Genomic DNA, 26,150 nt, shown 5'->3' with positions numbered 1-26,150 from the left:
TTCAGTCATCTTCGTTGTTGCGCACCCGTTCCCATACATACCAAGCGGCAAAGCCCATCAAAAGGGAGGCAGCCACGGCATAGCCCCATCCCCCCGGCAAACCAGCCAAGGCCAAGGCCAGACTCCCCACCCATAGCGTTAGGCAATAGATAAACAGCACCGTCATCCGCTGAGAAAGACCAGCCTTGAGCAAGCGATGGTGTAGATGTCCCTTATCGGGGGCAAAGGGAGACTGCCCTTTCAGGAGGCGGTTAAAAACAACGGTTGAGGTGTCCACAATGGGCACGGCCAAAATCAGTAGGGGCAGTAGAATGGCCACCGCCGTATAGGCCTTGACGAGTCCAATCACGCCCAAACCTGCAAGGGTAAAACCCATGAAGTAGGCGCCGCCATCGCCCATAAAAATTTGTGCCGGATTGAAGTTATAGCGTAGAAACCCCAAGGCACCTCCTGCCAAGGCAGCTGCCAATAGTCCTGCCTCCGGCTCCCCCATCAGCATACAGACAAACAGCATTGCTGAGGCAGCAATCCCCGACACCCCTGCTGCTAGCCCATCTACCCCATCAATGAAGTTAATGGCATTGGCAATCCCCACTAGCCACACTGTGGTCAGGGGCAAACTGAGCCAGCCGAGGTCAACAGTTCCCACCAAAGGCACTGTGATAATGCGAATTTTGACCCCCACCGCCCAGACAATACCCGCCACCAGAAATTGCAGGACAAGGCGTAGAAGCGCTGGTAAAGTCAGCAGATCATCCGCTAGGCCAATGAGGAAAAAAGCCACCCCGCCAAGAGTGACCCCCCAAATTTCATACTCCGCTGGCTGGGGTAAAACACCAAATCCGCCGGCATTCCAGACAATCAGCAGTGCCACCAGATTACCAAGAAAAATGGAGACGCCACCGAGGCGCACCATTGGACGGGTGTGAATTTTGCGTTCATTGGGTCTATCCACAAACCCTGCCTTCTGGCCAAAGTCATTGACAATGGGAGTGACCAACAGAACAACGGCAATGGCAGCAAGGAAGGCAATCAGGTGGTACAGCATCTGATTAGACCATTGGCAGGATTCCCCCTCAGGCTAGCACTGGTTGCGGCAATTGCAAGTGGGGATAGAGGGGAAATTGAGCACAGAGGGCAGCCACCCGCTCGCGGCAGCGGTTTTTAATCACCTCATCCTCGGGGGCATGCAGGCGATCGCTAATAATTTCGGCGATTTCCGTAAACTCAGCCTCAGTGAAGCCACGGGTTGTCAACGCTGGGGTTCCTAACCGCAGACCACTGGTGACAAAGGGAGAGGCAGGGTCAAAGGGAATCGTATTTTTATTGGTGGTGATATTGATTTCCCCCATCAGGCGATCGGCCTCTTTGCCCGTTAGATTTACCGATCGCAGGTCAATCAGCATCAAGTGGTTATCGGTGCCCCCAGAGACAAGGCGCAGTTGTCGCGCTTGCAGCCCCGCAGCGAGGGCTTGGGCATTGCGGATCACTTGGCCAGAATAGGCTTTGAACTCGGGCTTAAGGGCTTCACCAAAGGCCACCGCCTTAGCAGCAATAACGTGCTCCAATGGCCCCCCTTGGGTACCGGGAAAGACGGCTTTATCGAACTTTTTGCCCAACTCTTCATCACGGGTAAGAATCAGGCCGCCGCGAGGGCCGCGCAGGGTTTTATGGGTGGTGGTGGTGACCACATCGCAAAGGGGCACCGGATTGGGATGGTGACCTGTGGCAACCAAACCGGCAATGTGGGCAATATCGGCCATGAGGTAGGCCCCCACTTCATCGGCAATTTGGCGAAACTCGGCAAAGGGAATGACGCGCGGATAGGCGGAATAGCCGCAGATGATCAGCTTAGGACGGTGCTGCCGCGCTAAATCCCGCACCTGGTCCATATCGAGGCGTTCTGTTTCAGGATGGACACCGTAGTGAACGACGTTAAACCATTTACCAGAAACGTTGACGGGGGAACCGTGGGTGAGATGGCCACCGTGGGACAAATCCATCCCCATAATCGTGTCGCCGGGATTGAGCAGTGCCAAAAAGACGGCAAAATTGGCTTGGGCACCGGAGTGGGGTTGCACATTGGCGTGGGCGGCGGCAAAGAGTTCCTTGGCGCGATCGATGGCCAGTTGCTCTACTTCATCCACAAATTCGCAGCCACCGTAGTAGCGTTTACCGGGCAATCCCTCGGCATATTTGTTGGTGAGAACTGTGCCTTGAGCGGCCATCACCGCAGGAGAAGTAAAGTTTTCGCTGGCAATCAGTTCAAGGTGTTGCTGCTGCCGCTGGATTTCCCGCTGTACCATTTCAGCGACCAAGGGATCCGTTTGCGCAAGCCAATCAATATGGGTCATTTTATTGTCGATGGAGGGAGATGAACTGCCTTACTATCTTATCGCGGATCGCTGCCTGAGCCTTGGTTAGTTGCTCAGTTGCACGTTCCAGAGTCGGGAGGTTTCGAGGCGATCTAGCCACGTTTCGTAGAATGCCCGATTGGCGGCTTGCTCTTGGGGGTCAGTGGTCGTCCAAGGATAGGGGGCAAGGGCGGTGATTGCCGCTGTGGTGACGCAAAACATTGATTTTTGGAAGGTTTGGCAAATTTTCACGCGCAGATCGTCTTCCCCTCGGCCTTGGCGACGATAGAACTCTAAAAGATAGGGAGGGAGATAGTGGCGCATATCCTGCATGAGCAGTGTGGGAGGAATACCAGCCGCACCCGTGGGAATGGGATCCGCAAACAGGGCGCCATAGCCAAATTCGGCTTGATCGCGGGAAATTTGTTGCGCTTGGGCATTGAAGGAAATGAGGCCAAAGAAGGGGGTACCCCGCAGGAACACCGCTTCGACATAGGGAATGGCGGTGTCAGCTAAAAAGGTAAGACCAGCGCTAGCCGGCAGAATATCGTAAGTTTGGCCGTGAATGGTAACGCTGTAGGTAATGGGGTGATCGGCAGCCGCAATCAGTCCCGCGCGAATATGATCTACGACATCGGGAATGCTGCGAATCTCACCCGCATCGTAGCGATCGCTCAAGGTGAGAAAGATGGGATACATCACCGTCCAAAACTGCCCCAAGCCACTGTAGTAGCAAAGCATCCGCACTGTTTCCAGCAAAAACTCTGGAAAAAGCTGGTTCACGAATTGCATCAGGGGATTGCCCCGCAGTTTAGCGGCGATCGCCTTGGCCGCCAATTGCCGAAATTCTGCCGAATCAAGGAAGGCATCAAGACCGCCGCCCCCATGCCACATCATGGCACGCATACAGTATTCGGCGTATTCGTAGTTAATGCGGTCGTGCCACCAGTGGCGCAGCAGCTTGGGAATGGTAATCTCACCGTTGAAGTATTTGAAAAAGGGAAAGAGCACCAGAAACTGCCGCTGACTAATGTCACAAAGATTTTCGGCATAGGCCTTGAGCACCACCCCATAGCTTTTGAGGATGCCCACCACTTCCATCACGTGGGTTGGCGTATCCGGTAACAGGGCTTGACCATTCAGCAACCGCTCTAGGATGGCGGTACGCAGTTCTTGATGCAGGGAGGTTGGAGCAGCAGTAATCAGGGTCATGGTACGGGCAGCGTAGCAACAGCAGTGGTGAGAAGGCTAACGGTGGTTTCACTCCAATGGATCAGCCAGTTAGGAACAATCCCTAAGATCAAGATTAGCGTGGCTAATAGGAGGCTCGGCAGGCGATCGCCCCACGCCACGGGCGGCAAATCCGTCAATTCATTGGGCAAACGACCAAAAAAGACGCGGTTCACCAGCAAGAGAAAATACACTGCCGTTAAGCCCGTCCCCACCATACACAGGAGTGTTTGCACTGGGAAGGTGAGGAAACTACTGCGGAAGATCAGGAACTCCGCCACAAAGCCCACCATGCCGGGGATACCGCCACTGGCCATGACACCGACAATCATCAGGCTACCAATCAGGGGCAACCCCCGCTCAGGGTTCAGCAATCCCCGCAGTACCTCAATGTTGCGGCTGCCAGTTTTTTCATAGACAACCCCCACCAGCAAAAAGAGGAGGGCGGAAATTAAGCCGTGGCTCATCATTTGGGCAATAGCCGCCAAAATACTCAAGGGAGTGGCAGTGGCAGTGGCCAAGAGAACAAACCCCATGTGCCCAATGGAACTGTAGGCCACCATTTTTTTCATATCCGTTTGGGCGATCGCCATTAGGGAACCGTAGAGGACACTGACCACCGCCCAAGTGGCCAACCCCGGCGCCAAAACTTGCCATGCCTGCGGGAATAACTGCACGCCAAAGCGCACTAGCCCATAGGTACCCAATTTCAGGAGTACCCCCGCCAGCAGCACAGAAATCGGCGTGGAAGCTTCAACGTGGGCATCGGGTAACCACGTATGGAAGGGCACGAGGGGAATCTTGATGCCAAAGCCCACCAAAATCAGCCCTAGCAAAACCAGCTGTGAACTGAGGGGCAAGGGGGTGGATAACTGGGGGTCAAAGTCAAAGGAGGGGGTATGGGCAAGCCACACCAGTCCTAGGAATCCGGCTAGAAGCAGCACCCCAGAAATGGCCGTGTAAATTAAAAACTTGGTGGCCGCATAACTGCGCCGTGCCCCACCCCAAATCGCAATCAGAAGGTAGAGGGGAATCAACTCCAATTCATAGAAGAGGAAAAAGAGCAGCAAATTATCGGCCAAAAAAGCGCCACTGACACCCGCATTCAACAGCAGTACCAGCGGGTAATACAACCGCGGACGGGGCAGATTGACAGAAGTGGCCAAGAGGGCAATCAGCGTCAGGAAGTTATTTAAGACCAATAGCGGCAGCGACAGGCCATCCACGCTCAGGCGATAGCTCAAGCCCAGTGGCTCCAACCAAGGAATCACCTCGGTTAATTGCGGTGCTGCATTGGCGGGGTCAAATAGACGGGCGATCGCGAGACTGACGATAAGGGCGATCGCCATCACGACAGCGGCTAAACTGCGGTAGGTGCGTCCCAGACTTTCAGCGGGTAACAGGCTGAGGGCAAGGGCACCGAGTAAGGGCACCCAGAGAAGGAAACTTAACAGCGGCATTACAGTAGTAGCCATGCGATCGCCCCCCCAAGAATTGCCACACCAATAAACACCAGCAGCAAATAGGCTTGGGATTGACCACTGGCACTGTACTTGAGCAACTCACCCCCCACAAGGGATGCCACACCCGTTGTATTCACAATGCGATCAACAACATGGCGATCCACCCAAGCGCTGAACTGCGAGAGCGATCGCACTGCCCAAACCACGGTATAGCGATAGAGTTCCTCAATGTAAAGATCGTAGGCTAACAGATCCTGCACAAAGCGCAAGGGCACCTTGATCGGACGTGTCCACTGGCGCTTGAGGGTGACAAAACCCCCAAGGAGAATTCCAGTGCATCCTGACACCACAAGCAGAACCACAATCCACCAATCAATCGTTGTCGGTAACAACTGCACCCGCTGCAAGATAAAGGGCACCAGCACATTCAAAATACTCAGGGTGACCATTGGCACTGCCAGCGGCCAAGGCACTTCAGGGGCACGGCGGGTTTTGGGTTGAGCAGGCCCTAAGAAGACCAAGCGAAAGACACGGGTGAGGTTGACCGCCGTTAGGGTATTAACCAGCAAAATCAGACCCACCAAGCCAAGCTGGGTTTGCCAGTAGTAGTCAATGCCGCGATAAAACGACCAAAAGGCACCCAAGGGCAGACAGCCAATTAGGGAGAGACCGCCAATCACAAAGGCTGAACTTGTGGCTGGCATCCGTCCGCCTAAGCCCCCCAATTCCGTCAAATCCTGACAGTTGGTGGTCATAATCACACTGCCAATACTCATAAACAGCAGTGCCTTGGCGATCGCGTGGGTGAGCAATACAAACAGGGCAAAATCTGTCCAGTTGGTGCCGACGCCAATAAACACCAACCCCAGATAGGCGCTCGTCGAGTGGGACAGTGCCCGTTTAATGTCAATTTGGGCAATGGAAACAAGGGATTCACTGATGGCTGTGACTGCCCCAATCAGGATCAGCGCAATGTTTGCCCCCGGGCAGGCCACCAGAATCGGCTGTAGCTTAATGAGAATATAGGCACCCGCCGCCACCACCACTGAGTTGCGCATAATCGAAGCGGGGTTGGGCCCTTCCATCGCTTCATCGAGCCACAGGTGCAAAGGCACTTGAGCACATTTACCCGTGGGACCTGCAATCAAGGCTAAGCCCAGTAAAAAGCCCCAACCGTCTGGTAAATTGGCGTCTTCTGCCCATTGGTAGAGATTGGGAAAATCATAACTCCCCGCAAGGCTGCCGACAGCGACTACCCCCATGAGGAGTAAGATATCCCCCACCCGTTTGGTGAGAAAGGCATCCCGTGCTGCTTTGACCACAAGGGGCTGAGCATACCAGAAGCCAATCAGCAAATAGGTCGAGAGGGTCAGCATCTCCAACAGGCCATAGCTCAGGAGCAACGAGTTACTGATCGCAATGCCACTGAGGGCCGCCTCAAAAAAGCCCATTAAGGCAAAGAAGCGGGCCATACCCCAGTCCTTTTCGAGATAACCTAGGGCAAAAATCTGGGCGAGGATACTCAGGCCCGTCACCAACTCCATAGCCCCCGTGGTGACACTGTTGATGAGCAATGAAAACGAGAGATCGAGTCCCGGTGCCTGTAGCCAATGCCAAACAATCGTTGCGGTGGCGCCACTGCGAGTTTGTTGCAACAGGAAAAAGCCATGCACAAAAGCAACAATCGTCATCAGCAGATTGAAGTAGGCTGCGGGTCGAGGCCCGGTGCGCCGCACAACACCGGTGGCCCAAGGCAACGTCAGGGCTGCACCCACTAAGCCATAACAGGGCACCCACCAACTGGTTTCTAACAGTGAATTTGGCATGGCAAAAATGAACCTTGGCGGTTGAGGACGTTTGCAATACTGCTCTCTTCGTGTATTTTACAGGCTGGGGTTCCGCAGCAGTTTTGAGCCAAATCAATCATGGAGCAAGGATTCACTCTAGGGAAGGTTGAGCAATGGGGGCGATCGCCCTTCCTCGCTATTGTCCTAGCGGTAACATTTTTTGCCGCCCCACCCGCCCCAGCTCAAACGATTAGCCAGCGGGGAATGGTGACAGCAGCTCAACCCGCAGCAGCAAAAATAGGAAGAGACATCCTCAAGGCAGGGGGCAATGCCGTGGATGCAGCCGTGGCAACCGCATTCATGATCGCCGTCGTTGAACCCTATGCCGCTGGGATTGGTGGCGGTGGCTTTGCCCTTGTGTATCACGCCCAATCTCAAACCCTGCGTGCCCTTGATTTTCGGGAGCGTGCCCCCCTGCAAGCGACACCAACGATGTATCTCAACGCGAAGGGAGAGGTGATTCCCCGCGCCAGTTTGGATGGAGTCTTGGCCGCAGGCACCCCCGGCACCGTTGCTGGCTTAGCCGCTTTGCACCAGCGCTATGGTCAACTGCCTTGGTCGCAGGTGGTGGCACCCGCCATTCAGGCTGCCCAACAGGGGTTTGCGGTTACCCCACGTTATCAGCAGTGGGCAACGATGCGCCAAGCCGTTCTGCAGCACGATGCTACCGCCGCGCGCATTTTCCTCAGGGATGGCCAAGTTCCCCCCTTGGGCACGGTGATTCAACAGCTAGAGTTAGCAAAAACCTTGGGGGCGATCGCCCGCGAGCCGCGCAGCTTTTATGAGGGTTGGATTGCCAGAGCGATTGCCGAGTTTATGGCGCAGCAAGGGGGCAAGATCACCCTAGAGGATTTACGAACCTATACCCCCGTTTGGCGAGAGCCAATTTGTGGCACCTATCGTGCGTTTCAGGTCTGTTCGATGCCACCCCCCTCTGCTGGTGGTGTGGCCCTTGTGCAAATGCTCAACCTCTGGCAACTGTTGCCCCCTGCTTCTACCCCCAGCGATCGCGGTCACTACCTAGCCAGCGTCATGCAAATTGCCTACGCCGATCGCGCCCGTTACCTCGGGGATAGTGACTTTGTGCCGGTGCCGGTCACGGCCCTCACCCATCCTCGCTATGCCCAACAGCGGGTTAGCGAAATTCTTCCCCGTCGTGCCCGTCCCCAACGTGCTGTGAGTGCCGCCACCCCAATCCAACTTGCAGAGTCAGACAACACCAGTCACCTGAATGTTGTCGATGCCCAAAGAAATGTCGTTAGCCTAACCTTTACGATCAATGGTCCCTTTGGGGCGGGTGTGGTGGTGCCGCAAACGGGGATTCTCCTCAACAATGAAATGGATGATTTTGCCATTGCCCCCAATCAACCCAACCTCTTTGGTGTGGTTGGTATTCAATCAGAAAACGCCCCCCTAGCCAATGGCATCGAACCGGGCAAGCGTCCCCTTTCGAGCATGAGTCCAACAATTGTGCTAAAGGATCATCGCCTCAATATGGTTTTAGGCTCCCCCGGCGGCAGTCGCATTATTACAACTGTGCTGCAACTGTTTCTGAACGTCGTTGATTTAGGGCAGGATGCCGCCACCGCCGTTGCCCGTCCCCGCATTCATCAGCAGTGGGCGCCGGATACCCTCTTTGTCGAGCCAACGATTCCAAGTTCTTGGATTCAAACGTGGCAGCAGTGGGGCTATCGGGCAGAACAAAGCCGCCCTTGGGGGAATGCCAGCTTAATTCGCGTTTTGGATCAGGGACAATTGGAAGGGGCAGCGGATCCTCGGGGGGAAGGAGCTGCCATGGGTTGGTAGAGGAGAAATATGGCACAGGTGAGTATGGCCGCCTTAGTCGCCGCAGTGCGAGCGGGCCATTGGTTGATTAGTTTTCCCACCGATACGGTGCCCGCCTTGGCCAGTCGGTGCGATCGCGGGGAATTGATCTATGCTGCCAAGGAGCGCCAACTGGCTAAACCCTTGATCCTCATGGGTGCCAATCCTGAGCAACTCTGGCCCTTTGTGCGCGGTAGTGCGGCTGAATGGGAGCAGTGGTCTGCCATGGCGGCGCGTTATTGGCCGGGAGCCGTGACCTTGGTGTTGCCCGCTGCTGAACTTCCTGCGGGTTTGAACCCCCTAGGTACAGGCACGATTGGCTTGCGGGTTCCCGATTGGCCGCCTGCCCAAGCCCTCCTCGAGCAAACAGGACCATTGGCCACCACCAGTATTAACCGTTCAGGTCAGCCGCCACTCATTGAATGGGGGGCGATCGCCTGTGAGTTTCCCCAAGTGCTGACGCTCCACCCGTGGCAGTTACCCCTTACCCCCCCAGAACCTTCAACCGTCGTGCAATGGCGATCGGGGGAATGGTACGTCCTGCGCCAAGGGCGAGTGCAGATTAAAACACCCTAATACTGGGAATCAATTTCCCCAGAGGCGACCCGTTCGAGGAGTTCCTGTAAAATTTTTTCCTCTTCTTCGGAAATTTGGCCATCGGAAAGCACTGCGTCAATAATTTGGCCATGCTCTTCGAGGGTAAGAATTTTATCTTCTAGGGCTTTTTCCACTAGAGCTTTAATTTGGGCTGTATCCATACTGCGACTCCACGTCGTCACTGCCAGTATAGCCTTGATGCCATGAGTATGCTTCAGAACGCTGAAGTTTTTTACTTCGTGGCAGGAAAGTCGGGATCAAAGAGTTGCCCCAGTGTATAGGGGCAGGTTTCAGGGAGATCTGAGTAGTCCAAGGGGGTTTCACGCACCACTAAATCTTTGCCAGATTCATAGGCCTCAGCGATCGCCTGGGGTAAGTAGGGTTGCAGGCTGGGGTTTTGATGGATCAGTTTCTGCACAGCTCGCCGTTGTTCGCGAATGGTTGCTCGCCAGCTTTTACTGCGTTTTTGCGGCTGATAGTCCCACTTCAGGAGATGTCCAATGAGAATCCCGAGGCGATTTTCTAGCTCCCGACGCTCCTGCCGTCCCAAAGCTTCGATTTCCTCTACTAAGTGGGCAATATCAAGATGGCCAAAGTCGCCTGCCTTGAGCAACTTCGCCTGCTCTAGGGTCCAAGCATAAAAGTCCGTGTCATACAGAGGAGAGGTCATGGCCTTTGATGGTGAACTATTCCGTGGGATACAAATCTCGCGGGAAGTCTGGGTCAAGCAATTGTTCTAGGGTATAGGGACAGGTTGGGGGTAAATCTGGATAGTCTAGGGGCGTTTCCAAGCACACTAAGTCGAGTCCTGCCAAATAGGCTTTGGCGATCGCCTTCGTTAGATAAGACTGAAGGCTAGGATTTTCCTCCAATAAATCCTTAATCTCGCGTCGTTGCATCTGAATCGTGACTCGCCAACTTTTACTGCGTCTTTCTGGCTGATACTCCCACTTCAGCAAATGCCCAATCAAAACACCGAGGCGGTTTTTTAGTTCTTGCCGCTCCTGCCGTCCCAAGGCTTCGATTTCCTCTACTAGGTGGGCAATATCAAGATGGCCAAAGTCGCCTGTCTTGAGTAACTTTGCCTGCTCTAGGGTCCAAGCATAAAAGTCGCTTTCATAAAGATTGCTTTGCATGATTTTTGATGAGCAGATCCCCTCCAGCTGCATTTTAGATAATGTACGCCGCAAAAAATTGCCCCAAGCTAGGACTAGCACTCACCAGTGTATGGAAGATGCGACTGCCGGCTTCCTGCCCCGGCTGAATGGGAAACATTCTTTGCCAAGGTTCTGGCGGGTCTAACCATTGCCAGTGGGCACCAGCAGCATGGACAATCGGCCAAGCGGGGGCAACATCCCAAATGCGAGGTGTGCGCTCCACAGCACCGAGGGTATAACCCGCAGCAACGGTCAGCAAGTTGTAACTGGCGGCTCCTAACATGCGAATTTTGCAGGGGAAGGAGCGCTTGAGCACATCGGTACTGCGGGCACAAAGACTAAAAAACGTCTGCAACGTTGGCTCACTGACCTTAACGCGAATGGGTTTCTCATTCAAATAGGCACCGTTGGCATGGTCAGGGGCTTGATAGAAGCCATGAAACGTCTGCTGAAAGCCGGGAACGTGCACATAGCCAAATACGGGTGTGCCTTGGTAGAGCAGACTGAGGGCAATACACCAAATGGGCAAACCATGACTGTAGTTAGTCGTGCCATCAATGGGATCAATGATCCAACACCACTGTTCACCACCGTAGGTATGGTTGCCCTCTTCACTCAGACAGCCGTGGTGGGGAAAGCGTTGTTGCAGCATTTCGGTGATTTTCTGATCGGCCCAAAGGTCGGCGCGGGTAACAAGGCTGCCATCGGCTTTACGATCGCTGGGGGATTGCCCTGCCCACTCCAGCAAACGGGGGGCAACCACCTGTTGAATCTGTTGACAGGTTTCCAGCACCTCAGACCAAAACCCTGAGTTCATTGGCTGTCTCCCACCGCGATACAATGAGCACGTCTGATCCTATACCCACTGGTCAATATCCGTCCCGACTCCCCATGGCACAAACACTGGTCGTCAAAATTGGCACATCGAGCTTAACGGGGGGTAAAGAAGGAAATCTGGCCTTGGCCACCATTGCCCAATTAGTGGAGGTGCTGTGTCACTGTCAACGGCGGGGCGATCGCGTGGTACTCGTCTCCTCTGGGGCGGTGGGTGTGGGTGCTGTGCGCTTGGGCTTAACAGAGCGTCCCCAACAATTAGCCCAAAAACAGGCGGTGGCAGCAGTGGGGCAGGGACACCTAATGCGCATGTACGATGATCTTTTTTCAGTCCTGCGCCAGCCGATTGCCCAAATCCTCGTGACGCGGCAAAATTTTGTGGATCGCCAGAGCTACCTGAATATCTACAACACGTTCCAGGCGCTGTTTGAACTGGGCGTCATCCCCATTGTCAATGAAAACGACACGGTAGCAGTGGATGAACTCAAGTTTGGCGACAATGATACCCTCTCAGCCCTTGTGGCAAGCTTAGTGGAAGCCGATTGGTTATTTTTGCTCACGGATGTCGATCGCCTCTACTCAGCAGATCCGCGCATTGATAAAACAGCCGTTCCCATTGAGCGGGTGGTCTCCTTAGCCGAGTTAGCCCAAACGATTCAAATTGGTGCTGCTGGCTCCCCTTGGGGCACGGGGGGCATGGCCACCAAAATTCGGGCTGCCGAGATTGCCACCGAAGCCGGCGTACGCACTGTCATTACCGATGGGCGATCGCCCACCAACCTGCTAAAAATCCTTGCGGGTGAGCCCTTGGGCACCCACTTTGAACCTCGTCCCAAAACCATCAATGCCCGCAAACGCTGGATTGCTCGTGCCCTCATTCCCAAAGGCGAGTTGTGGCTCGATGAGGGTGCCGTTAAGGCCATTACTGTGGGTGGCAAGTCTCTTTTGGCAGCAGGCATCACCCGTGTTGCAGGGGAGTTTCAAGCCCAAGATGCCGTGAAGCTCTGTGACCCCACAGGCACTGAAATTGCCCGTGGCCTTGTCAACTACAACAGTGAAGAAATCCGGCGTGTGCAGGGGCAACAATCTACGGAATTGGCCAACATCCTCGGCTATGCCGCTGCCGATACAATTGTCCACCGCGACAACTTGGTGGTGACCCTGTAACCGTGCTTTATCGCCCCAAAAAGAACGATCGGTAGCAAGTGCGGTAAAATTACTCACTAACTGTGACGGTTTATGCAGCGATTGGGGGTAGGTTTTGCATCTGGCATAGCCACACCAAGGAGGGCGTATCCCTCTAGGACAGTACCTGATGGGCGAAAGGACACGTATGGTTCAATTCCACATCCAACCAGATAGCGAAATTCCTGCTTCAACTCAGCTCTTTAACCAAATTAGTTTTGCGATCGCTGCACGGCAATTTCCGCCGGGGTATCGCTTGCCCAGTACGCGGCAGCTGGCCATGCAAACTGGATTGCACCGCAACACGATCAGCAAAGTTTACGAACGCCTTGAAGCTGCTGGTTTAGTCGTGCCCCAAGTGGGGTCGGGCATCTATGTGCGTGCCCTCGGCCAAGAGGAAACCCGTCCTCGCCAACGCCGACCCGCTGTTGTGCCTGTGCACCGCATTGTTCAGGAAAGCGTTGATACCCTCCTCGAAATGGGCTATTCCCTAAGTCAAATTCGCGAGTTATTCCTTGCGGAGATTGATGCCCGCCAAAAAGCCGGGGTGAGGGTTTTGGTGACGGTGCCCCGCCACGATCAAGGGGCTGGCGAACTGATTGTTCAGGAACTGCAACAACTGCTGCCGATTCCCGTCGAGCTGATTTTTCTTGAAGACTTAGAAACCGTCCTTGATGGCGATACCTCTGCAACTGTCGTTACCGTGCGCTATTTTGCCAGCATGACGGAAGCCATCACCCGCGATAAGGACGTGCGAGTATTTTTCATCGACATCTACAACTACCAGCGGGAACTGGAAGTGGTACGGCAATTGCCGAAAGGCTCCTGCTTGGGGTTGGTCAGCCTCAGTTCCGGTACCCTTGGTGTCGCAGAGGTGATGATCCACAGTTTGCGGGGGGATGAGCTACTCTTGGTGACGGCTCAAGCCAACGATAGCTATAAGCTCAATGCCTTGGTGCACCGTGCCCATACGATCATTAGCGATCGCGCCAGTGGGGAACGGGTCAAAGCAGCCATTGCGGCGGCCCGCCATGAGTTGATTCGCATCCCCCGTCTCATTTGCTGCGAAAGCTACATTGATCCGCAGTCGGTCGAACTGCTGAAACGGGAAATTGGTCTGACGGAAGATCTCCCCCTCGAAGCTAAAGCCTCTTGACTCAGGGATTGAGATCATTCAGGCTATGGGACAATTGCACGGTGATTGCCTGGTTTTTTGCTTGATTGTGCATTGCATCCAGTTGTAGGTTCGTAAGATAACCTAAGCCAGCGGCTAGACCACAGTACAGGAGGCCGACGGCACTGAGTTTTGGCCAATGCAAGCTCATAAAACGCCACATGAGTTGACTCCTCGTTGACAGAACCACACCACATAAATCAAGACCCCTGCTGCCAGCCCAAAACCCAGCCCTCTTCACAGGGATGGAACACAGTTAAAACGGTGAAAGTCTCTATAGGAGAGAAGCCCCCTTTGTGTCCCCCATGTTTTAGAACAGGACTGTACCTAGGAAATCTCTGGAGAACTTCCTAAGCAAGGGAACGCGGTTTGCGAGTAGGGGTCACACCTAAAAAGTTATTTCCAATTCTACTGATTGCGCTAAGAACCGTACTAAGCGTGTTACAGTTATTAAATTTTATGAAATATGCAGCAAAGTCCTGAATTTGTAAGGACTTGAGAAAGATTAAAGAAGTCTTCTAAAATCATCTAGAAAATGTTAATTATTTTTTTATTTTGGCTCAGCCAGCAAGCGTGGATACCCTGCCTTTGGTACGCATTGTGCTCGTTGAACCCCAAGGGGAGATCAATGTCGGCAGCATTGCCCGGGTGATGAAAAATATGGGGTTACAGCAGTTGTGGATTGTCAGTCCCCGCTGTGATCCCAAGGGAGAGCTAGCCCGTCGCTGGGCGGTTCATGCAGAGGATGTGCTCCAGCAAGCCAGAATGACGGACTCCCTCGCAACGGCACTGGCGGATTGTCAGCGGGTCTTTGCCACGGTGGGGCGAGAGGTGGCGGATTTGGCGTTACCTCTGTGGACACCGCGTCAGGCGGCACCGCAACTGTTGGCTGTCCCGCAGTCGGCACTGGTCTTTGGTCGCGAGGATCGGGGACTCACGAATGCAGAATTGGAGTGTGCCCATGGTTTGGTGCAGATTCCTACGGCTAATGCTTATCCATCTTTGAATCTGGCGCAAGCTGTTGCCGTATGCTGCTATGAGTTGTGGTTGACGGTCTGCGACAGCGGGGGAACTTTTTCCCAAGGGTCTGCCGTCCCCTTTGAGCAGTTGCAGGGGTTTTATGACCATTTAGAGCAGGTGCTGCTCCAGATTGGTTTTTTGTATCCCCATACCGCTGCTAGTCGTATGGCCAAGGTGCGATCGCTCCTCGGGCGCGCCTACCCCACGGCTGCTGAAGTAGCGCTGTTGCGGGGCATACTGCGTCAGGTGGAGTGGGCGATTCAGCACGCAGCCACGATTGCTTCGGACACCTTCCCTCTACAGTAAATGGCATGGTTGCTCAGTCTCGTTCAATGGTTCCGTCCTCTACTCTTTCCTCACTGTCTCGTCCAGCACCGCTTCCTAGCCCAACGCCTCCCCGTCCCAATTTGTTCTTAATGACTTTTCGCTTTGGCGTCAGTGTGGTTGCCCTTGCCACCATAGTAGGCACACTGCTGTCGGTGTTGCAGCCTGAAAAACTGTCCCTAGAGACCACGGCCAGTCAGGCGATCGCCCCCGAAGCACCAATCCCCAACTTGCCCCCAGAACGTCCCCTGACAAACCTGCAACAGCAAATTCAGCAATTAGTGAGCCGTCAACCCAATCTGGCCGCGGGGCTGTACTTTTTTAACCTCGACTCCGGGGCATCTCTGAATGTAGGCGGCGATGCGGTCTTTCCAGCAGCCTCTACGATTAAATTTCCCATCCTTGTTGCCTTTTTCAAGGCGGTGGATGAGGGACGAGTCACGCTCCATGAACGCCTGACGATGCGCCCCGATCTGATTGCTTCTGAGGCGGGCACATTGCAATACCAAAAGCCGAATTCCCAGTACCCCGCCCTTGAGGTGGCCGATTTAATGATTACCATTAGCGACAACACGGCAACGAATATGATTATTGATCGCCTTGGGGGCGCCGCCGTGCTCAACCAACAGTTTCAGGAATGGGGCTTAGAAAATACGGTGATCAACAATCTGCTACCGGATATGAAGGGCACCAACACCACTAGCCCCCGCGACTTGGCAACGCTGATGCTGAAAATTGGTCAGGGGGAAATTGTCTCCCCCCGTAGTCGCGATCGCCTGCTGGACATTATGCGGCGCACGGTCACTAATACCCTCTTGCCCGCTGGTCTTGGCAAAGGGGCCACCATTGCCCACAAAACTGGCGATATTGGTATTGTGGTGGGAGATGTGGGCATGGTGGATATGCCCAATGGCCAACGCTATGTGGCAGCAATGATGGTGAAACGCCCCTACAATGATCCCCGAGGTAGTGAACTCATTCGCCAAGTCTCGCGCATGGCCTACCAAGCCTTCGAGAAACTTCCCCCTCCTCAGCCCTAGATGTCGCAGCCACTCCTGACCTTAGAGAATGTGTGCCGCTACTTTGGCGGCCTCAAGGCGGTTGATCGCGTGTCCTTTAGCGTGGCAACGGGGGAGATTTTTGGCATTATTGGCCCCAATGGCGCTGGTAAAACCACCCTTTTTAACCTGCTGACGGGGTTAATTCCTCTCACCTCAGGAGAAGTTCAGTTTCAGCAGCAGCCCCTGCACCTGCTTAAGCCCCACCAGATTGCTGGGTTGGGCATTGCTCGCACCTTTCAAAATATTCGCCTCTTTCCAGAGATGAGTGTTTGGGAGAATGTGCGCATGGGACAGCATCTCCATGCCCCTGCCAGTTTTTGGGCAAACCTCTGGGGAGCAGCCCCTGTACGGTATGCTCAGGAGCGCTTGGAAAACCGCGCCAAGGAGCTTCTCTACTGGGTGAATCTCTATGAGCGGCGCCACGAGCGGGCAGGCAACTTACCCTATGGTGAACAACGCCGCCTTGAACTGGCGCGTGCCTTGGCACTGCAACCCCGCCTGCTCTTGTTAGATGAACCGGCTGCGGGTATGAACCCCAAGGAAAAGCAAGACCTCTGTGAGTTAATTCGTCGCCTCAAGGAGACCTTTGACCTGACGGTGATTCTCATTGAGCACCATGTGCCCTTGGTGATGAGTTTGTGCGATCGCTTGGCAGTATTGGACTTTGGTCAACTCATTGCTCTGGGCGATCCCCTGACGGTTAAAAATGATCCCAAGGTGATTGAGGCCTATCTTGGCGGTGATGTTTAGAGCCACAGATCGCTACTTCCAAGGACGCACGGCAATTCTTGCCACCAAGCATGGCAAAGAGCAGGCGATCGCTCCGGTGCTGGCTCGCTTAGGGGTAACGGTAGTTGTGGCCTCAGATTTTGATAGCGATCGCTTTGGCACGTTTAGCCGTGAAATTCCCCGCTGTGGCACCCAAGAAGAGGCGGCTCTCGCCAAGGCAGAAGCAGTGCTGGCACAAACGGACGCAGACTTAGTGGTTGCCAGTGAAGGCAGCTTTGGCCCCCATCCGCAATTTCCGATGCTTCCGAGCGATCGCGAACTCATCCTGCTTGTGGATCGCCGCCATGACCTTGTCTTGCGGGGGGAAGTGCTCTCCCTAGAAACGAACTTTAACCATGCCACCGTGAGCAATCTTGAAGAGGCCTTGGCCTTTGCCGAGCGGGTGGGCTTTCCAGAACATGGTTTGATTGCGATGGCGCAGGCGGATCCTCTACCCAATACGCCAATTTTCAAAGGGATTCAAAGCGAGGAACAGTTGCAAAGGGCGATCGCCACCCTGCAAACCGATCGCCCCACCATTCACCTTGAAACCGATATGCGGGCCCACATGAACCCGACGCGCATGCAGGTGATTGCTCAAGCGGCTGCTGACCTCGTTCAAGCAATGGCTCAGGGCTGTCCTCAGTGTGGCTGGCCGGGGTTTGTGGCTCGTGAGAAACTGCCGGGGCTACCCTGTGAACGGTGTGGCGCACCCACCAGCGCCATCAAAGCCAGCCGTTACCGCTGTCAACGCTGTTTGCACCAACTCACAGTACCGGTTCCTGAAACCGTTGCCGATCCCAGTCAATGCTACTTCTGCAACCCCTAGGCAACGACAAAGACTTGGTATAATCCCTTGTACAGCCCTCGGCACCGATTGAGCCATCCTATCGTCTGCATTCCTAGCGCATGTTTTGAGGAGTGACCCATGACACCTCGCTATCTAACCAGTCTTGCCCTTGCTGCACTCACTCTCAATCTCGGGAGTATGGCGCTTGCCCAGACTGCAAACACGAATAACCCAATGGAAGGCTGGCAACAAAACGGCAATGCCAATGATTTGGGAAGCATTCTTAATCCCCAGAATGGCAACTTTTCCGTGCCCGGACTGATGAATCGCCTGCGTTTGATGGATGGTCGCGATCCCAACGAAGTAGTGGCGGATCAAATGGAAAATCTTAATGCTGAAGCAGAGGCCTTTCGCAAACGACAGCAGCAACAATTTCAAAATCTAACGGTTACGCCCTAGGACGGGGATGGTATGTCCCCAAGGGTATTGATTTTGGGCTTAGGTCATTGGGGACAAACACTGGCATACCTATTTGAGCAACAGGGCTGCACGGTCTCCTGCTGGGGGCGATCGCAGGGGGCACTCTCGGCTGTTCTTTTTCAAGACATTCATTTACTGGTTTCGGCTCTCCCCATCAAAGCTGTACGGGAAGTGGCTGCCCAAGTCGCCGCCCTTCAACCCCCCTTAGAAATGATCCTTGTCAGTGCCACGAAAGGCCTAGAATCAGAAACCTTTGCCACAGCGGCGGATATTTGGCAAACCTACTGCCCGCATCACGATCTTGTGGTGCTTTCAGGACCCAACCTAGCCAGTGAAATTCAGCAGGGATTACCGGCAGCGGCAGTGGTGGGGGGCAACCTAGCAGCAACCAAGCAAGTGCAGGACTGTTTGGGCAGTACCACCTTTCGCCTCTATAGCAATGAGGATCGGCGGGGTGTGGAAATGGGGGGCATCTTCAAAAATGTGATTGCGATCGCCTGTGGCGTCAATGATGGTCTGGGTCTGGGCGTCAATGCCCGCTCTGCCCTGATTACCCGAGGACTGGTGGAAATGGTGCGGGTGGGTACCCACTGGGGCGGACAAGTGGAAACCTTCTACGGCCTTTCAGGGTTAGGAGATCTCCTCGCCACCTGTACCAGCGCCCTGAGTCGCAACTATCAAGTGGGGTGGCATCTTGCCCACGGTAAGTCCCTCTCCCAAGCCCTAGCGCTGACCAAGGGGACGGCTGAAGGGGTGAACACTGCTCGCGCGCTCTGCACCTATGCCCAGCAGCACCAGTTAGATATCCCGATTACGGCGATGGTGAATGCCGTTCTTAGTGGTCATCTCACTCCCCAAGCTGCCCTCAACTGTCTTTTGGAGCGTCCCTTCAAGCCGGAGATTATTCCTAGTCAGTAGCTTCAGTCCTTGGCTGTGAACTTGCCCGGGGTGCCGGCAGCGCCGCAGGAGCCGTTTCACTGACGGGAATGGCCACAGGGGGACGGTCAAGACTGAGCATCAAACCGACTGCCGTTGGCTCAATCGGTAGGGGAGATACCTCTGGCTCAATGCCAGCAGGACTGGTGATAGCTACAGGCAGACTGGGGAAGGGATTGGGAATTAGACCCGTCAGGATTGCCACGAAGGATGCCGCTAGGGTTGCTCCCGCACTCCCTAAGACCCAAATACGACGGGGGCGATGGGCCTTAGCAATCACTTGAGCGGCCAAACGATCCGCTGGACAGGGGGTCAAGGGTACGGGCAGTTCTTGCATCTGCTGCTTGAGGGTCAGGAGTCGCTGATAGAGGCGTTGGCCTTCGGGGTCAGTGGCCAGCCATGCTTCCACCTGTTGCCGTTCTGCAGCCGTCACTTCACCATCGAGGTAGGCGCTCAGGAGTTCAAAGGTATCGCGTTTGCAGTGATCAAGTTCGTCCATCATAGGGGTCTGTCCTTGCAGGAAAAGGGTAGGGGTGATTCGCATCAGGTTGAAGGGAGATCGAGGTGGGGTTGGAGTTCTAGTTGGAGTCGCTGTCGGGCACGGGCGATTCGCGATTTCACGGTTCCGAGGGAAACCCCAGTGATTTGGGCAATTTCTTCGTAGGAGAGGCCTTCAATTTCCCGCAGAACAATCGTTGTCCGAAAGGTTTCCGGTAGGTTGGCGATCGCCCGCCGTAATTGATCATAGAATTCATCCGTACGCAACCGGTCATCGGGACTGGCATCACTGGCGGCAAGTTCCCAGCTCATTTCACCCTCTTGGGTTTTCAGGGGTGCATCCAGCGACAGGGGCGGTTGATGGCGTTTGCGTTTGCGCAACTCATCGTAAAACAAGTTGGTGGCAATGCGGCTGAGCCAACCCCGAAATTTGCTGGCGTCTTGCAGTTTGTGAATGTTGCGATAGACCCGAATCCAGACTTCTTGCACAAGGTCGGCGCGATCGTCCCAGTCGGGCGCGAGGTGATAGATAATTCGCTCCACATGGGATTGGTATCGCCGCAACAATTCAGTAAAGGCAGCGCGATCTGGGGTTCTGCCGGCTTGACAGCGGACAACCAACTCTTGGGGTGTAAGTTTTGTCAGCGGCAGCGTCACCCGAGCACTGGTCTCCTCAACACGCGTCCAAGCAAGGGGAAGACTGGATGTCATGGATACAATCGACCTCAGACCAATCGCTTTTCATGACGCCCTTGCCCCCATGATGTTCCATAATCCGTTATAGCTTGGCAAGGACATTGCCATGCATCCTGTCTTGGCTGCGAGTCTGTTAATGTTCCCTTAACGTTGGTGAATTTAGATTAAACTTTTTATTGTAGCGGCGATCGTTCTTTGGACGCGCTACGCAAACACTCAACGCGCGGCTCAATGTAACCCCTTATCACCGCCCCTCACCACCATGCTCTGGATCCGCATTGCCAGTGGACTTGTCGCGATCGCTCTCGCGCTGCTGATGACCTTTCTAGGCGGTTGGTATTTTTGTCTGGGCATTGGGGCACTGATTTATCTGGGTCAACTGGAATACTTTGAATTAGCCCGTGCCAAAGGGAGTGCGCCGGCGGCTAAAACCACCCTCGTGGTGAGTCAAGTGCTCCTGATCACCTCACTGCTGCGTCCAGACCTTGCGGATGCTGTCTTTCCTGTCGCAGGTACTTTTATTTGCTTCTACTTGCTATTTCAACCCAAGCTGGCCTCGATCGCCGACATTTCCACTTCAATCATGGGGCTGTTTTACGGCGGCTATTTGCCAAGCTATTGGGTGCGCTTGCGGGGATTGGAGCAACAGGCAACATTACCTTTGGGAGGATTTTGGCCAGAGCAGTTTCAACTCACCGCTTTGCCCTTGGGGTTGCAGGTAACCCTCTTGGCCTTTGTCTGTATTTGGGCGGCAGATATTGGTGCCTATGCTGTTGGTAAGCTCTTTGGCCGGACACGGCTTTCCCACATCAGTCCCAAGAAAACCGTAGAAGGGGCAGTGTTTGGCGTTTTAGGGAGTTTAGGCGTCGCCCTTTGGGGAGCACATTCCCTCGGCTGGCCACTCCCTTGGCTTTTGGGTGCAATGTTTGGCCTCATGATTGGCATTGCCAGTCTATTGGGGGACTTAACGGAGTCAATGATGAAACGGGATGCCGGCGTCAAAGATTCTGGCCAGTTGATTCCCGGGCATGGCGGCATTTTGGATCGCGCCGATAGCTATGTTTTTACGGCACCCCTTGTGTTTTACTTTGTGACGTTACTATTGCCCCTGTGTCAATGAGTTTCTTGCCATTCAATCTACCAAAATTCGCCGCAGTGCTCCGTCTATACCGCAAAGCGGTTAGGTAGTGGTGAGGCGGCGGGCGACCATAGGGAGCAGTCACTCAATCTCAGCTTGTTGCTGGATATATTGAGCTAGCACCGAACATCGGGTGCGACTGATAGCTATAATCCACTCATGCTCACCCTGACGTACGAGTACAGGCTAAAACTAACCCAGCAGCAGGCTAAGCAGATCGACTACGATCTAGAGATCTAGAAGTGTGTCGCCAAGTTTGGAATGATGCGCTGAGGGAGCGCAAAGACTGGATTGCTTCGCGCAAATGTCCAGTCAATGCCTGCTCTGTGCGTAGCGAGTACATCATCCCAGCGGATGCCCCTTACCCCAGCTTCAACGTGCAGTGCCAACGATTGACTCAAGCAAAGCAGACCAACCCTGATTTAGCGTCGGTTAACACCCAAGCATTGCAGCAAGTCTTGAAGCGGGTGGTTGGCGTCGATGTTGGTCTGGAATACTTTCTCTCCACCTCGGACGGACTTCAACTAGCACGACCCAAGTTTTTCGTAGAGATGCTGTGAACGGGGAATCTCCTGCTATACGCCTAGCGTTAGCGGGATGAGCGTCAATGAGAACGGGGCTCAGCCTGTCCAGAGGTACTTGATCGTCCGCCTAAAGATCAGGAAAGACAACCCGCACATCGGGATGGACTAAATGGTGCTGCTTGACCACTAGACCCTTGGCAAGGGCAGGGGAGAGTTCGAGGGCGCGATCGCCATGATCGGCGAGGCAAAGAATATAGGGCAAGGTGCTATTCGTCAGGGCTTGGGTGGCTGTCCAAGGCACGGCTCCCGGCATATTCGGCACGCCATAGTGAACCACACCAAAGGCGGTATAGGTGGGGTTGGAATGGGTCGTGGGTCGCAGCGTTTCCACACAGCCCCCTTGATCCACGGCCACATCAATGATCACTGCTCCGGGGCGCATCGTTTGCACAAGGGACTTGGGCACCAAACAGGGAGGACGCTGACCCGGCACAAGGACAGCACCAATCACTAAGTCCGCTTGGGGCAATAGCTCAGCAATGAGGTGAGAACTGCTGTAGAGGTACTCCACCCGGGCGCCAAAGAGGGTTTCTAGGTACTTGAGACGCTCGACATTAATATCGAGAATGCTCACCTGTGCCCCCAAACCCACAGCCATCCGCGCCGCTTCTGTGCCGACGACACCGCCCCCTAAAATGACAACCCGCCCCGGCCGCACCCCCGGAATGCCACTGAGGAGCACTCCCCGCCCCCCTTGGGTACGCTCTAGGAAGCGGGCACCAAACTGCACTGCCAAGCGACCGGCAATCATGCTCATGGGGGTTAGCAGCGGGAAGCTGCGTTGGTGATGCGTTTCTTCAACACTTTCGTAGGCGATCGCGGTAATCCCCGATTCCAACAGAGCCACCGTCAGCTCCCGACTAGCGGCAAGGTGCAAGTAGGTAAAGAGCAGTTGGCCAGAACGCAAATAGCGATACTCCGAGGGCAAGGGTTCCTTGACTTTGACCACCAGTTGGGCATCCCACGCGGCTTGAGCCGTGGACACAATTTGGGCACCTGCGGCAACATAGGCCTCATCGAGAAAGCCTGAACCCACCCCCGCGCCACTTTCAATGAGAACCTCATGGCCGCGCTCCCGCAGACTTTGTACCCCTGCTGGCGTCAGACCGACGCGGAATTCTTGATCCTTCATTTCTTTGGGGACACCGATACGCATGGCCAATCTATTCTCCGAGGTCTAGAAATTGATAACTACCAAAGACTTTCAACACATCTGTAGCGTCCTTAAGCGCCAGCAGACAATCAGCCACCACATCAGGGCGACCATTCACCTCTAAGTCAACAAAGAAGAGATAATCCCCCAAAGCACGTTTGCTGGGGCGCGATTCAATGCGGCTGAGGTTAATCTGGCGATCGCTAAAGAGTTGCAGCACCTTGAGCAGGGCACCGGGGGCATTGGCCTTCAGGCTAAAGGCAATGGAAGTGTGGGTATCCCCCGGCTGGGGCCAGCCATCCCCCTGTTGGCGACTCACCACCCAAAACCGCGTGCAATTGTCGGGAATATCCTGAATTTCGGTGGCGACAATGGGTAGTTGATGGAGTTGGGCGGCTCGTACGGAGGCGATCGCCCCCACCCGATCGGATTGAGCCACGTATTGCAGCCCTTCGGCGGTGGAGGTCACCGGACATTGGCGCGCATGGGGAAGATGGGCTTGTAACCAGCGCTGGCACTGCCCGAGAGCTTGGGGATGGGAATAGACCGCTTGAATTTGGGCGAAATCTGTGGTTTGGGCAATGAAGGCATGGACAATGGGGCGGATAAAGGCGTACTGAATGTGCAGCGTATCCAGTCGCCACAGCGAATCAAGGGTAATGTTGACACTGCCCTCAACCGAGTTTTCACTGGGCACCAGCGCTAAATCTAATTCTCCTACCGCCAATGCCTCCAGACAGCCGGCGATCGTGATCATCGGCACAAGGCAAAGGCATACTCCCTGTTGTTGCTGCCATTGGGCATAGCTTTGGGCAGCTTCTTCGCTGTAGGTGCCCACTGGGCCAAGGTAACCCAGCTTCACCATAGACGGACTTCAATACAGAGGCAGAAAAGAGTCAAGGGCACGTCCCCAGGGGGCATTTCTCAAGATCATAAAAAAATGATTAATGAATGAGTTAGACGTAAGCCGGGTTCTGTTCAAAGGGTGGTTATCTATCTGGGACACTTGTTACCAAGTGCCTCTAGCGGCTCTGGCTAGCAAAGAACTGGGGAAAAGACCAACCCTGGTTCCTTAGCGCTAGCACACCTTGCTTCCAGCCGGGGTTTACCGAGCCAACACCTCTCGATGTTGCTGGTGCGCTCTTACCGCACCGTTGCACCCTTGCCTGTGAGGTTTCCCTCCATCGGCGGTATATTTCTGTGGCACTATCCTCGCGGTCACCCGCACTGGGCGTTACCCAGCAAGCTTGGTCTTTTGGAAGCCCGGACTTTCCTCAGGAGTGAGAGACTCCCGCAACCACCGCGCTAACTCATTCAGTTTTATTGTACTAGGGGTGCTTGGGCAATACTCCCTAGACCAACGGCAGATAATACGGCGACCCATTCACTGCGGGCTAGGTTCCGTGTGGCTTCATTCCCTTGCAGCTCGGCCAAAATCGCCAAGGTTTCGTACCAAAGACCCGCATCAACTGCTGCCCCAAGGCGATCGCCCCCACTCTTGCCCTGAAGTTGCTTTGCCAAATCCGTGGCCGGCTGCACCCGCGAAATCACGCCACTGACAGAGATAAAGGCGGAGGGATCATCGGCATCAGCACCACACAGTAGGGTAAAGGTCCAGCGGTAGTCTTGGCCGGGTTGGAGTTGCACATTGGGCTTCAGTGCCAGAATCCCCGGTTCAGCGGGTAGATCCACCACCATTGTTGCTAGGGGACGATGCTCAGCATCAGCAATCACCACTTCCCCCTGCGTGGCTTTGCTCTTGGGCACAAAAACAAAGAGGGTTGGTGTCGCCACAGCCGTTTGGCCAAGGTGGGTATCAGGGAGTAAGGCGGTTAAACGTTCACTGCCGCTAACACAGGCTCCACGGGTTGCCCCCCCAAAGCGACTACCGGGAACACCACGGTTCGGCAGATTCGCCCGCAGCCGCGCCACAAGACTGGAAGGCTGACTCACCACAGGGGTCGTTCCCTGCGCAAGGCTGAGAGAACCAAGGGGCAACAGAAAGAGGGTCACCGCAGGTACAAGGGCAAGGTAGGAACGCATGGCCAAACTCCTAAGAAGAATGGCTCTACCCTAGCCCTAGGGAGTCGGCCTTGGCAGTGAACTCGCTTACCGTTGGGGTGTGATTGCGATCGCTGGTTTTAGGCAGTGGCACTGGCCAACTGACGCAAAATCTTGAGCGCCTCATCTACGTGGGCTTTGAAGTTGAGCATAGAGTCAAAAACGTAGCGCACCACACCCTTTTGATCAATGACATAGGTGACCCGCCCCGGAAAGAGACCAAAGAGCGAAGAGGCACCATACTGCTGGCGAACCTTGTTGCCGGGATCACTGAGGACGAGAAAGGGGAGTTGGTGATTTTTCTGGAAGCCCTGCTGCCGCTCCACGGGGTCGCCACTAATGCCAATCACTTCAGCACCCAGTTCTTGGAAAACACTGTAGGCATCGCGAAAGGCACAGGCTTGAATCGTGCAGCCGGGGGTTTCTGAGGCGGGGTAAAAGTAGAGGACAACGTTCTTTTTGCCACGAAAGTCGGAGAGCTTCACCTTGCGGCCATCGGCAGCCGTGAGTTCAAAGTCAGGGGCGCGATCGCCCACTTGAATTGCTGTGGCCATACTCTCGCTAATTGCCTCCCAACCACTTTTGGCCATTCAGGCGCTGCATCACCCCAAAGACCAAGAGATCAAGCGTTACTTTACGCTCATCCCCCAAAAATGGCTCAATGGTGCTGGGGGTAATGCCACCGCTGCTACAGACAAAAGCCTTCGGCCCTTGGATATCCCCCTCTAGGAAGTAGAGGCGAAACTGATACATTCCCTTGCCCCACTCACCCATCACGGTATTCTCCTCTAGGCGCAGACTCACATCCCCCACTTTGGCGCTGAGGGCGTTCTGGAGAGCAGGCAAAAAAGCCTCATTAATAAACTCAGCAAAGGGTTTATCCTCAATGGCGGGGGGCTTTTCTTTTTTGGGGGCTTGGGTGGGCGTCTCTTCTGCCATAGCGCTGCTACACGGTACCATTTCCTCTGCATGATAG

General features: G+C 54.6%; 28 protein-coding genes and 1 other RNA gene. 12 read left to right on the top strand and 17 right to left on the bottom strand.

Annotation, left to right across the window (positions count from 1 at the left end):
- Position 1: 1 nt before the first annotated feature.
- From QYC28_RS04045 to QYC28_RS04025, 5 genes are all read right to left on the bottom strand, one after another.
- The gene (locus QYC28_RS04045; protein WP_149818414.1) at positions 2-1,048 is read right to left on the bottom strand and encodes a glycosyltransferase family 4 protein; all 1,047 of its coding nucleotides are present in this window, start codon (positions 1,046-1,048) and stop codon (positions 2-4) included.
- 28 nt (positions 1,049-1,076) lie between these two features.
- A complete protein-coding gene (gene glyA, locus QYC28_RS04040) occupies positions 1,077-2,354 on the bottom strand; it encodes a serine hydroxymethyltransferase (RefSeq protein WP_149818412.1) in 1,278 nt (425 codons plus the stop codon).
- Positions 2,355-2,420: 66 nt separating this feature from the next.
- Positions 2,421-3,566, bottom strand: coding sequence for a CO2 hydration protein (locus tag QYC28_RS04035; protein ID WP_302679883.1), 1,146 nt, complete (start codon positions 3,564-3,566; stop codon positions 2,421-2,423).
- Positions 3,563-5,059 carry an NADH-quinone oxidoreductase subunit M gene (locus QYC28_RS04030; protein ID WP_302679882.1) on the bottom strand — a complete coding sequence of 499 codons (1,497 nt, stop codon included), beginning with the start codon at positions 5,057-5,059 and terminating at the stop codon, positions 3,563-3,565. Before QYC28_RS04030 ends, QYC28_RS04035 begins: the two co-directional genes overlap by 4 nt.
- Positions 5,044-6,873, bottom strand: a complete 1,830-nt coding sequence (locus tag QYC28_RS04025; protein WP_302679881.1) for an NAD(P)H-quinone oxidoreductase subunit F — start codon at positions 6,871-6,873, stop codon at positions 5,044-5,046. The genes QYC28_RS04030 and QYC28_RS04025 overlap by 16 nt, the downstream gene beginning before the upstream one ends.
- A gap of 99 nt (positions 6,874-6,972) precedes the next feature.
- On the opposite strand from QYC28_RS04025, the gene ggt reads away from it, so the two are divergent.
- Complete coding sequence (gene ggt, locus QYC28_RS04020; RefSeq protein ID WP_302679880.1) at positions 6,973-8,700, top strand: gamma-glutamyltransferase; 1,728 nt, start codon at positions 6,973-6,975, stop codon at positions 8,698-8,700.
- Between the two features lie 9 nt (positions 8,701-8,709).
- Positions 8,710-9,294 (top strand): L-threonylcarbamoyladenylate synthase, encoded by a 585-nt coding sequence (locus tag QYC28_RS04015; protein ID WP_302679879.1) that lies wholly within the window; start codon positions 8,710-8,712, stop codon positions 9,292-9,294.
- Here the strand turns inward: QYC28_RS04015 and QYC28_RS04010 are convergent.
- The 4 genes from QYC28_RS04010 to QYC28_RS03995 all read right to left on the bottom strand — a co-directional run bounded on the left by QYC28_RS04010 (position 9,291) and on the right by QYC28_RS03995 (position 11,289).
- Positions 9,291-9,476 (bottom strand): hypothetical protein, encoded by a 186-nt coding sequence (locus tag QYC28_RS04010; RefSeq protein WP_011057956.1) that lies wholly within the window; start codon positions 9,474-9,476, stop codon positions 9,291-9,293. The two genes, QYC28_RS04015 and QYC28_RS04010, sit on opposite strands and share 4 nt — an antisense overlap.
- A gap of 71 nt (positions 9,477-9,547) precedes the next feature.
- Positions 9,548-9,985 (bottom strand): DUF29 domain-containing protein, encoded by a 438-nt coding sequence (locus QYC28_RS04005; protein WP_149818398.1) that lies wholly within the window; start codon positions 9,983-9,985, stop codon positions 9,548-9,550.
- 16 nt (positions 9,986-10,001) lie between these two features.
- Complete coding sequence (locus QYC28_RS04000) at positions 10,002-10,451, bottom strand: DUF29 domain-containing protein (protein WP_190278211.1); 450 nt, start codon at positions 10,449-10,451, stop codon at positions 10,002-10,004.
- Positions 10,452-10,485: 34 nt separating this feature from the next.
- A complete protein-coding gene (locus QYC28_RS03995; RefSeq protein WP_302679878.1) occupies positions 10,486-11,289 on the bottom strand; it encodes an inositol monophosphatase family protein in 804 nt (267 codons plus the stop codon).
- Positions 11,290-11,363: 74 nt separating this feature from the next.
- Here QYC28_RS03995 and proB point away from each other — a divergent pair, with 74 nt between their 5' ends.
- The 8 genes from proB to QYC28_RS03955 all read left to right on the top strand — a co-directional run bounded on the left by proB (position 11,364) and on the right by QYC28_RS03955 (position 19,026).
- Positions 11,364-12,473: a glutamate 5-kinase gene (gene proB / locus QYC28_RS03990; protein ID WP_302679877.1), complete on the top strand. Its 1,110-nt coding sequence runs from the start codon at positions 11,364-11,366 to the stop codon at positions 12,471-12,473.
- 166 nt (positions 12,474-12,639) lie between these two features.
- On the top strand, positions 12,640-13,647 hold the full coding sequence (locus QYC28_RS03985) for a GntR family transcriptional regulator (protein ID WP_190278210.1): 1,008 nt from the start codon (positions 12,640-12,642) through the stop codon (positions 13,645-13,647).
- A 591-nt stretch (positions 13,648-14,238) separates the two neighbouring features.
- Entirely contained in the window at positions 14,239-14,991 is a 753-nt protein-coding gene (locus QYC28_RS03980) for an RNA methyltransferase (RefSeq protein ID WP_302679876.1), read from the top strand.
- Positions 14,992-15,101: 110 nt separating this feature from the next.
- Positions 15,102-16,049, top strand: a complete 948-nt coding sequence (locus QYC28_RS03975; RefSeq protein WP_226972005.1) for a serine hydrolase — start codon at positions 15,102-15,104, stop codon at positions 16,047-16,049.
- Positions 16,050-16,820, top strand: a complete 771-nt coding sequence (locus tag QYC28_RS03970; RefSeq protein ID WP_149818385.1) for an ABC transporter ATP-binding protein — start codon at positions 16,050-16,052, stop codon at positions 16,818-16,820.
- Entirely contained in the window at positions 16,813-17,667 is an 855-nt protein-coding gene (locus QYC28_RS03965) for a DUF6671 family protein (protein ID WP_149818383.1), read from the top strand. Before QYC28_RS03970 ends, QYC28_RS03965 begins: the two co-directional genes overlap by 8 nt.
- 99 nt (positions 17,668-17,766) lie before the next feature.
- The gene (locus tag QYC28_RS03960; RefSeq protein ID WP_149818381.1) at positions 17,767-18,087 is read left to right on the top strand and encodes a hypothetical protein; all 321 of its coding nucleotides are present in this window, start codon (positions 17,767-17,769) and stop codon (positions 18,085-18,087) included.
- 12 nt (positions 18,088-18,099) lie between these two features.
- Complete coding sequence (locus QYC28_RS03955) at positions 18,100-19,026, top strand: NAD(P)H-dependent glycerol-3-phosphate dehydrogenase (RefSeq protein WP_302679875.1); 927 nt, start codon at positions 18,100-18,102, stop codon at positions 19,024-19,026.
- Here QYC28_RS03955 and QYC28_RS03950 read toward each other — a convergent pair.
- Together QYC28_RS03950 and QYC28_RS03945 are read right to left on the bottom strand one after the other, a co-directional pair.
- Positions 19,016-19,546, bottom strand: a complete 531-nt coding sequence (locus tag QYC28_RS03950) for an anti-sigma factor (protein ID WP_149818377.1) — start codon at positions 19,544-19,546, stop codon at positions 19,016-19,018. The genes QYC28_RS03955 and QYC28_RS03950 overlap by 11 nt on opposite strands.
- 41 nt (positions 19,547-19,587) lie before the next feature.
- The gene (locus QYC28_RS03945) at positions 19,588-20,253 is read right to left on the bottom strand and encodes a sigma-70 family RNA polymerase sigma factor (RefSeq protein WP_149818375.1); all 666 of its coding nucleotides are present in this window, start codon (positions 20,251-20,253) and stop codon (positions 19,588-19,590) included.
- A gap of 247 nt (positions 20,254-20,500) precedes the next feature.
- On the opposite strand from QYC28_RS03945, the gene QYC28_RS03940 reads away from it, so the two are divergent.
- Both QYC28_RS03940 and QYC28_RS03935 read left to right on the top strand, forming a co-directional pair.
- A complete protein-coding gene (locus tag QYC28_RS03940; protein ID WP_149821646.1) occupies positions 20,501-21,358 on the top strand; it encodes a phosphatidate cytidylyltransferase in 858 nt (285 codons plus the stop codon).
- 260 nt (positions 21,359-21,618) lie between these two features.
- Entirely contained in the window at positions 21,619-21,936 is a 318-nt protein-coding gene (locus QYC28_RS03935; protein WP_255451710.1) for a helix-turn-helix domain-containing protein, read from the top strand.
- 91 nt (positions 21,937-22,027) lie between these two features.
- On the opposite strand, the gene ald is transcribed toward QYC28_RS03935, so the two are convergent.
- The 6 genes from ald to QYC28_RS03905 all read right to left on the bottom strand — a co-directional run bounded on the left by ald (position 22,028) and on the right by QYC28_RS03905 (position 26,113).
- Positions 22,028-23,116: an alanine dehydrogenase gene (gene ald / locus QYC28_RS03930; protein ID WP_149818373.1), complete on the bottom strand. Its 1,089-nt coding sequence runs from the start codon at positions 23,114-23,116 to the stop codon at positions 22,028-22,030.
- Positions 23,117-23,123: 7 nt separating this feature from the next.
- The gene (gene pheA, locus QYC28_RS03925) at positions 23,124-23,978 is read right to left on the bottom strand and encodes a prephenate dehydratase (RefSeq protein ID WP_149818371.1); all 855 of its coding nucleotides are present in this window, start codon (positions 23,976-23,978) and stop codon (positions 23,124-23,126) included.
- A gap of 83 nt (positions 23,979-24,061) precedes the next feature.
- Positions 24,062-24,426, bottom strand: an RNA gene (gene rnpB, locus QYC28_RS03920) — RNase P RNA component class A.
- A gap of 7 nt (positions 24,427-24,433) precedes the next feature.
- The gene (locus QYC28_RS03915) at positions 24,434-25,156 is read right to left on the bottom strand and encodes a DUF928 domain-containing protein (RefSeq protein WP_149818368.1); all 723 of its coding nucleotides are present in this window, start codon (positions 25,154-25,156) and stop codon (positions 24,434-24,436) included.
- Between the two features lie 98 nt (positions 25,157-25,254).
- The gene (locus QYC28_RS03910; protein ID WP_226972004.1) at positions 25,255-25,764 is read right to left on the bottom strand and encodes a peroxiredoxin; all 510 of its coding nucleotides are present in this window, start codon (positions 25,762-25,764) and stop codon (positions 25,255-25,257) included.
- Positions 25,736-26,113 carry a DUF2996 domain-containing protein gene (locus QYC28_RS03905; protein ID WP_226972003.1) on the bottom strand — a complete coding sequence of 126 codons (378 nt, stop codon included), beginning with the start codon at positions 26,111-26,113 and terminating at the stop codon, positions 25,736-25,738. Before QYC28_RS03905 ends, QYC28_RS03910 begins: the two co-directional genes overlap by 29 nt.
- Between the last annotated feature and the right edge of the window lie 37 nt (positions 26,114-26,150).

Source organism: Thermosynechococcus sp. HY596 (assembly GCF_030518715.1).
In the GTDB taxonomy this organism is placed as follows: domain Bacteria; phylum Cyanobacteriota; class Cyanobacteriia; order Thermosynechococcales; family Thermosynechococcaceae; genus Thermosynechococcus.
This window is presented reverse-complemented; position numbering and strand designations above follow the sequence as displayed.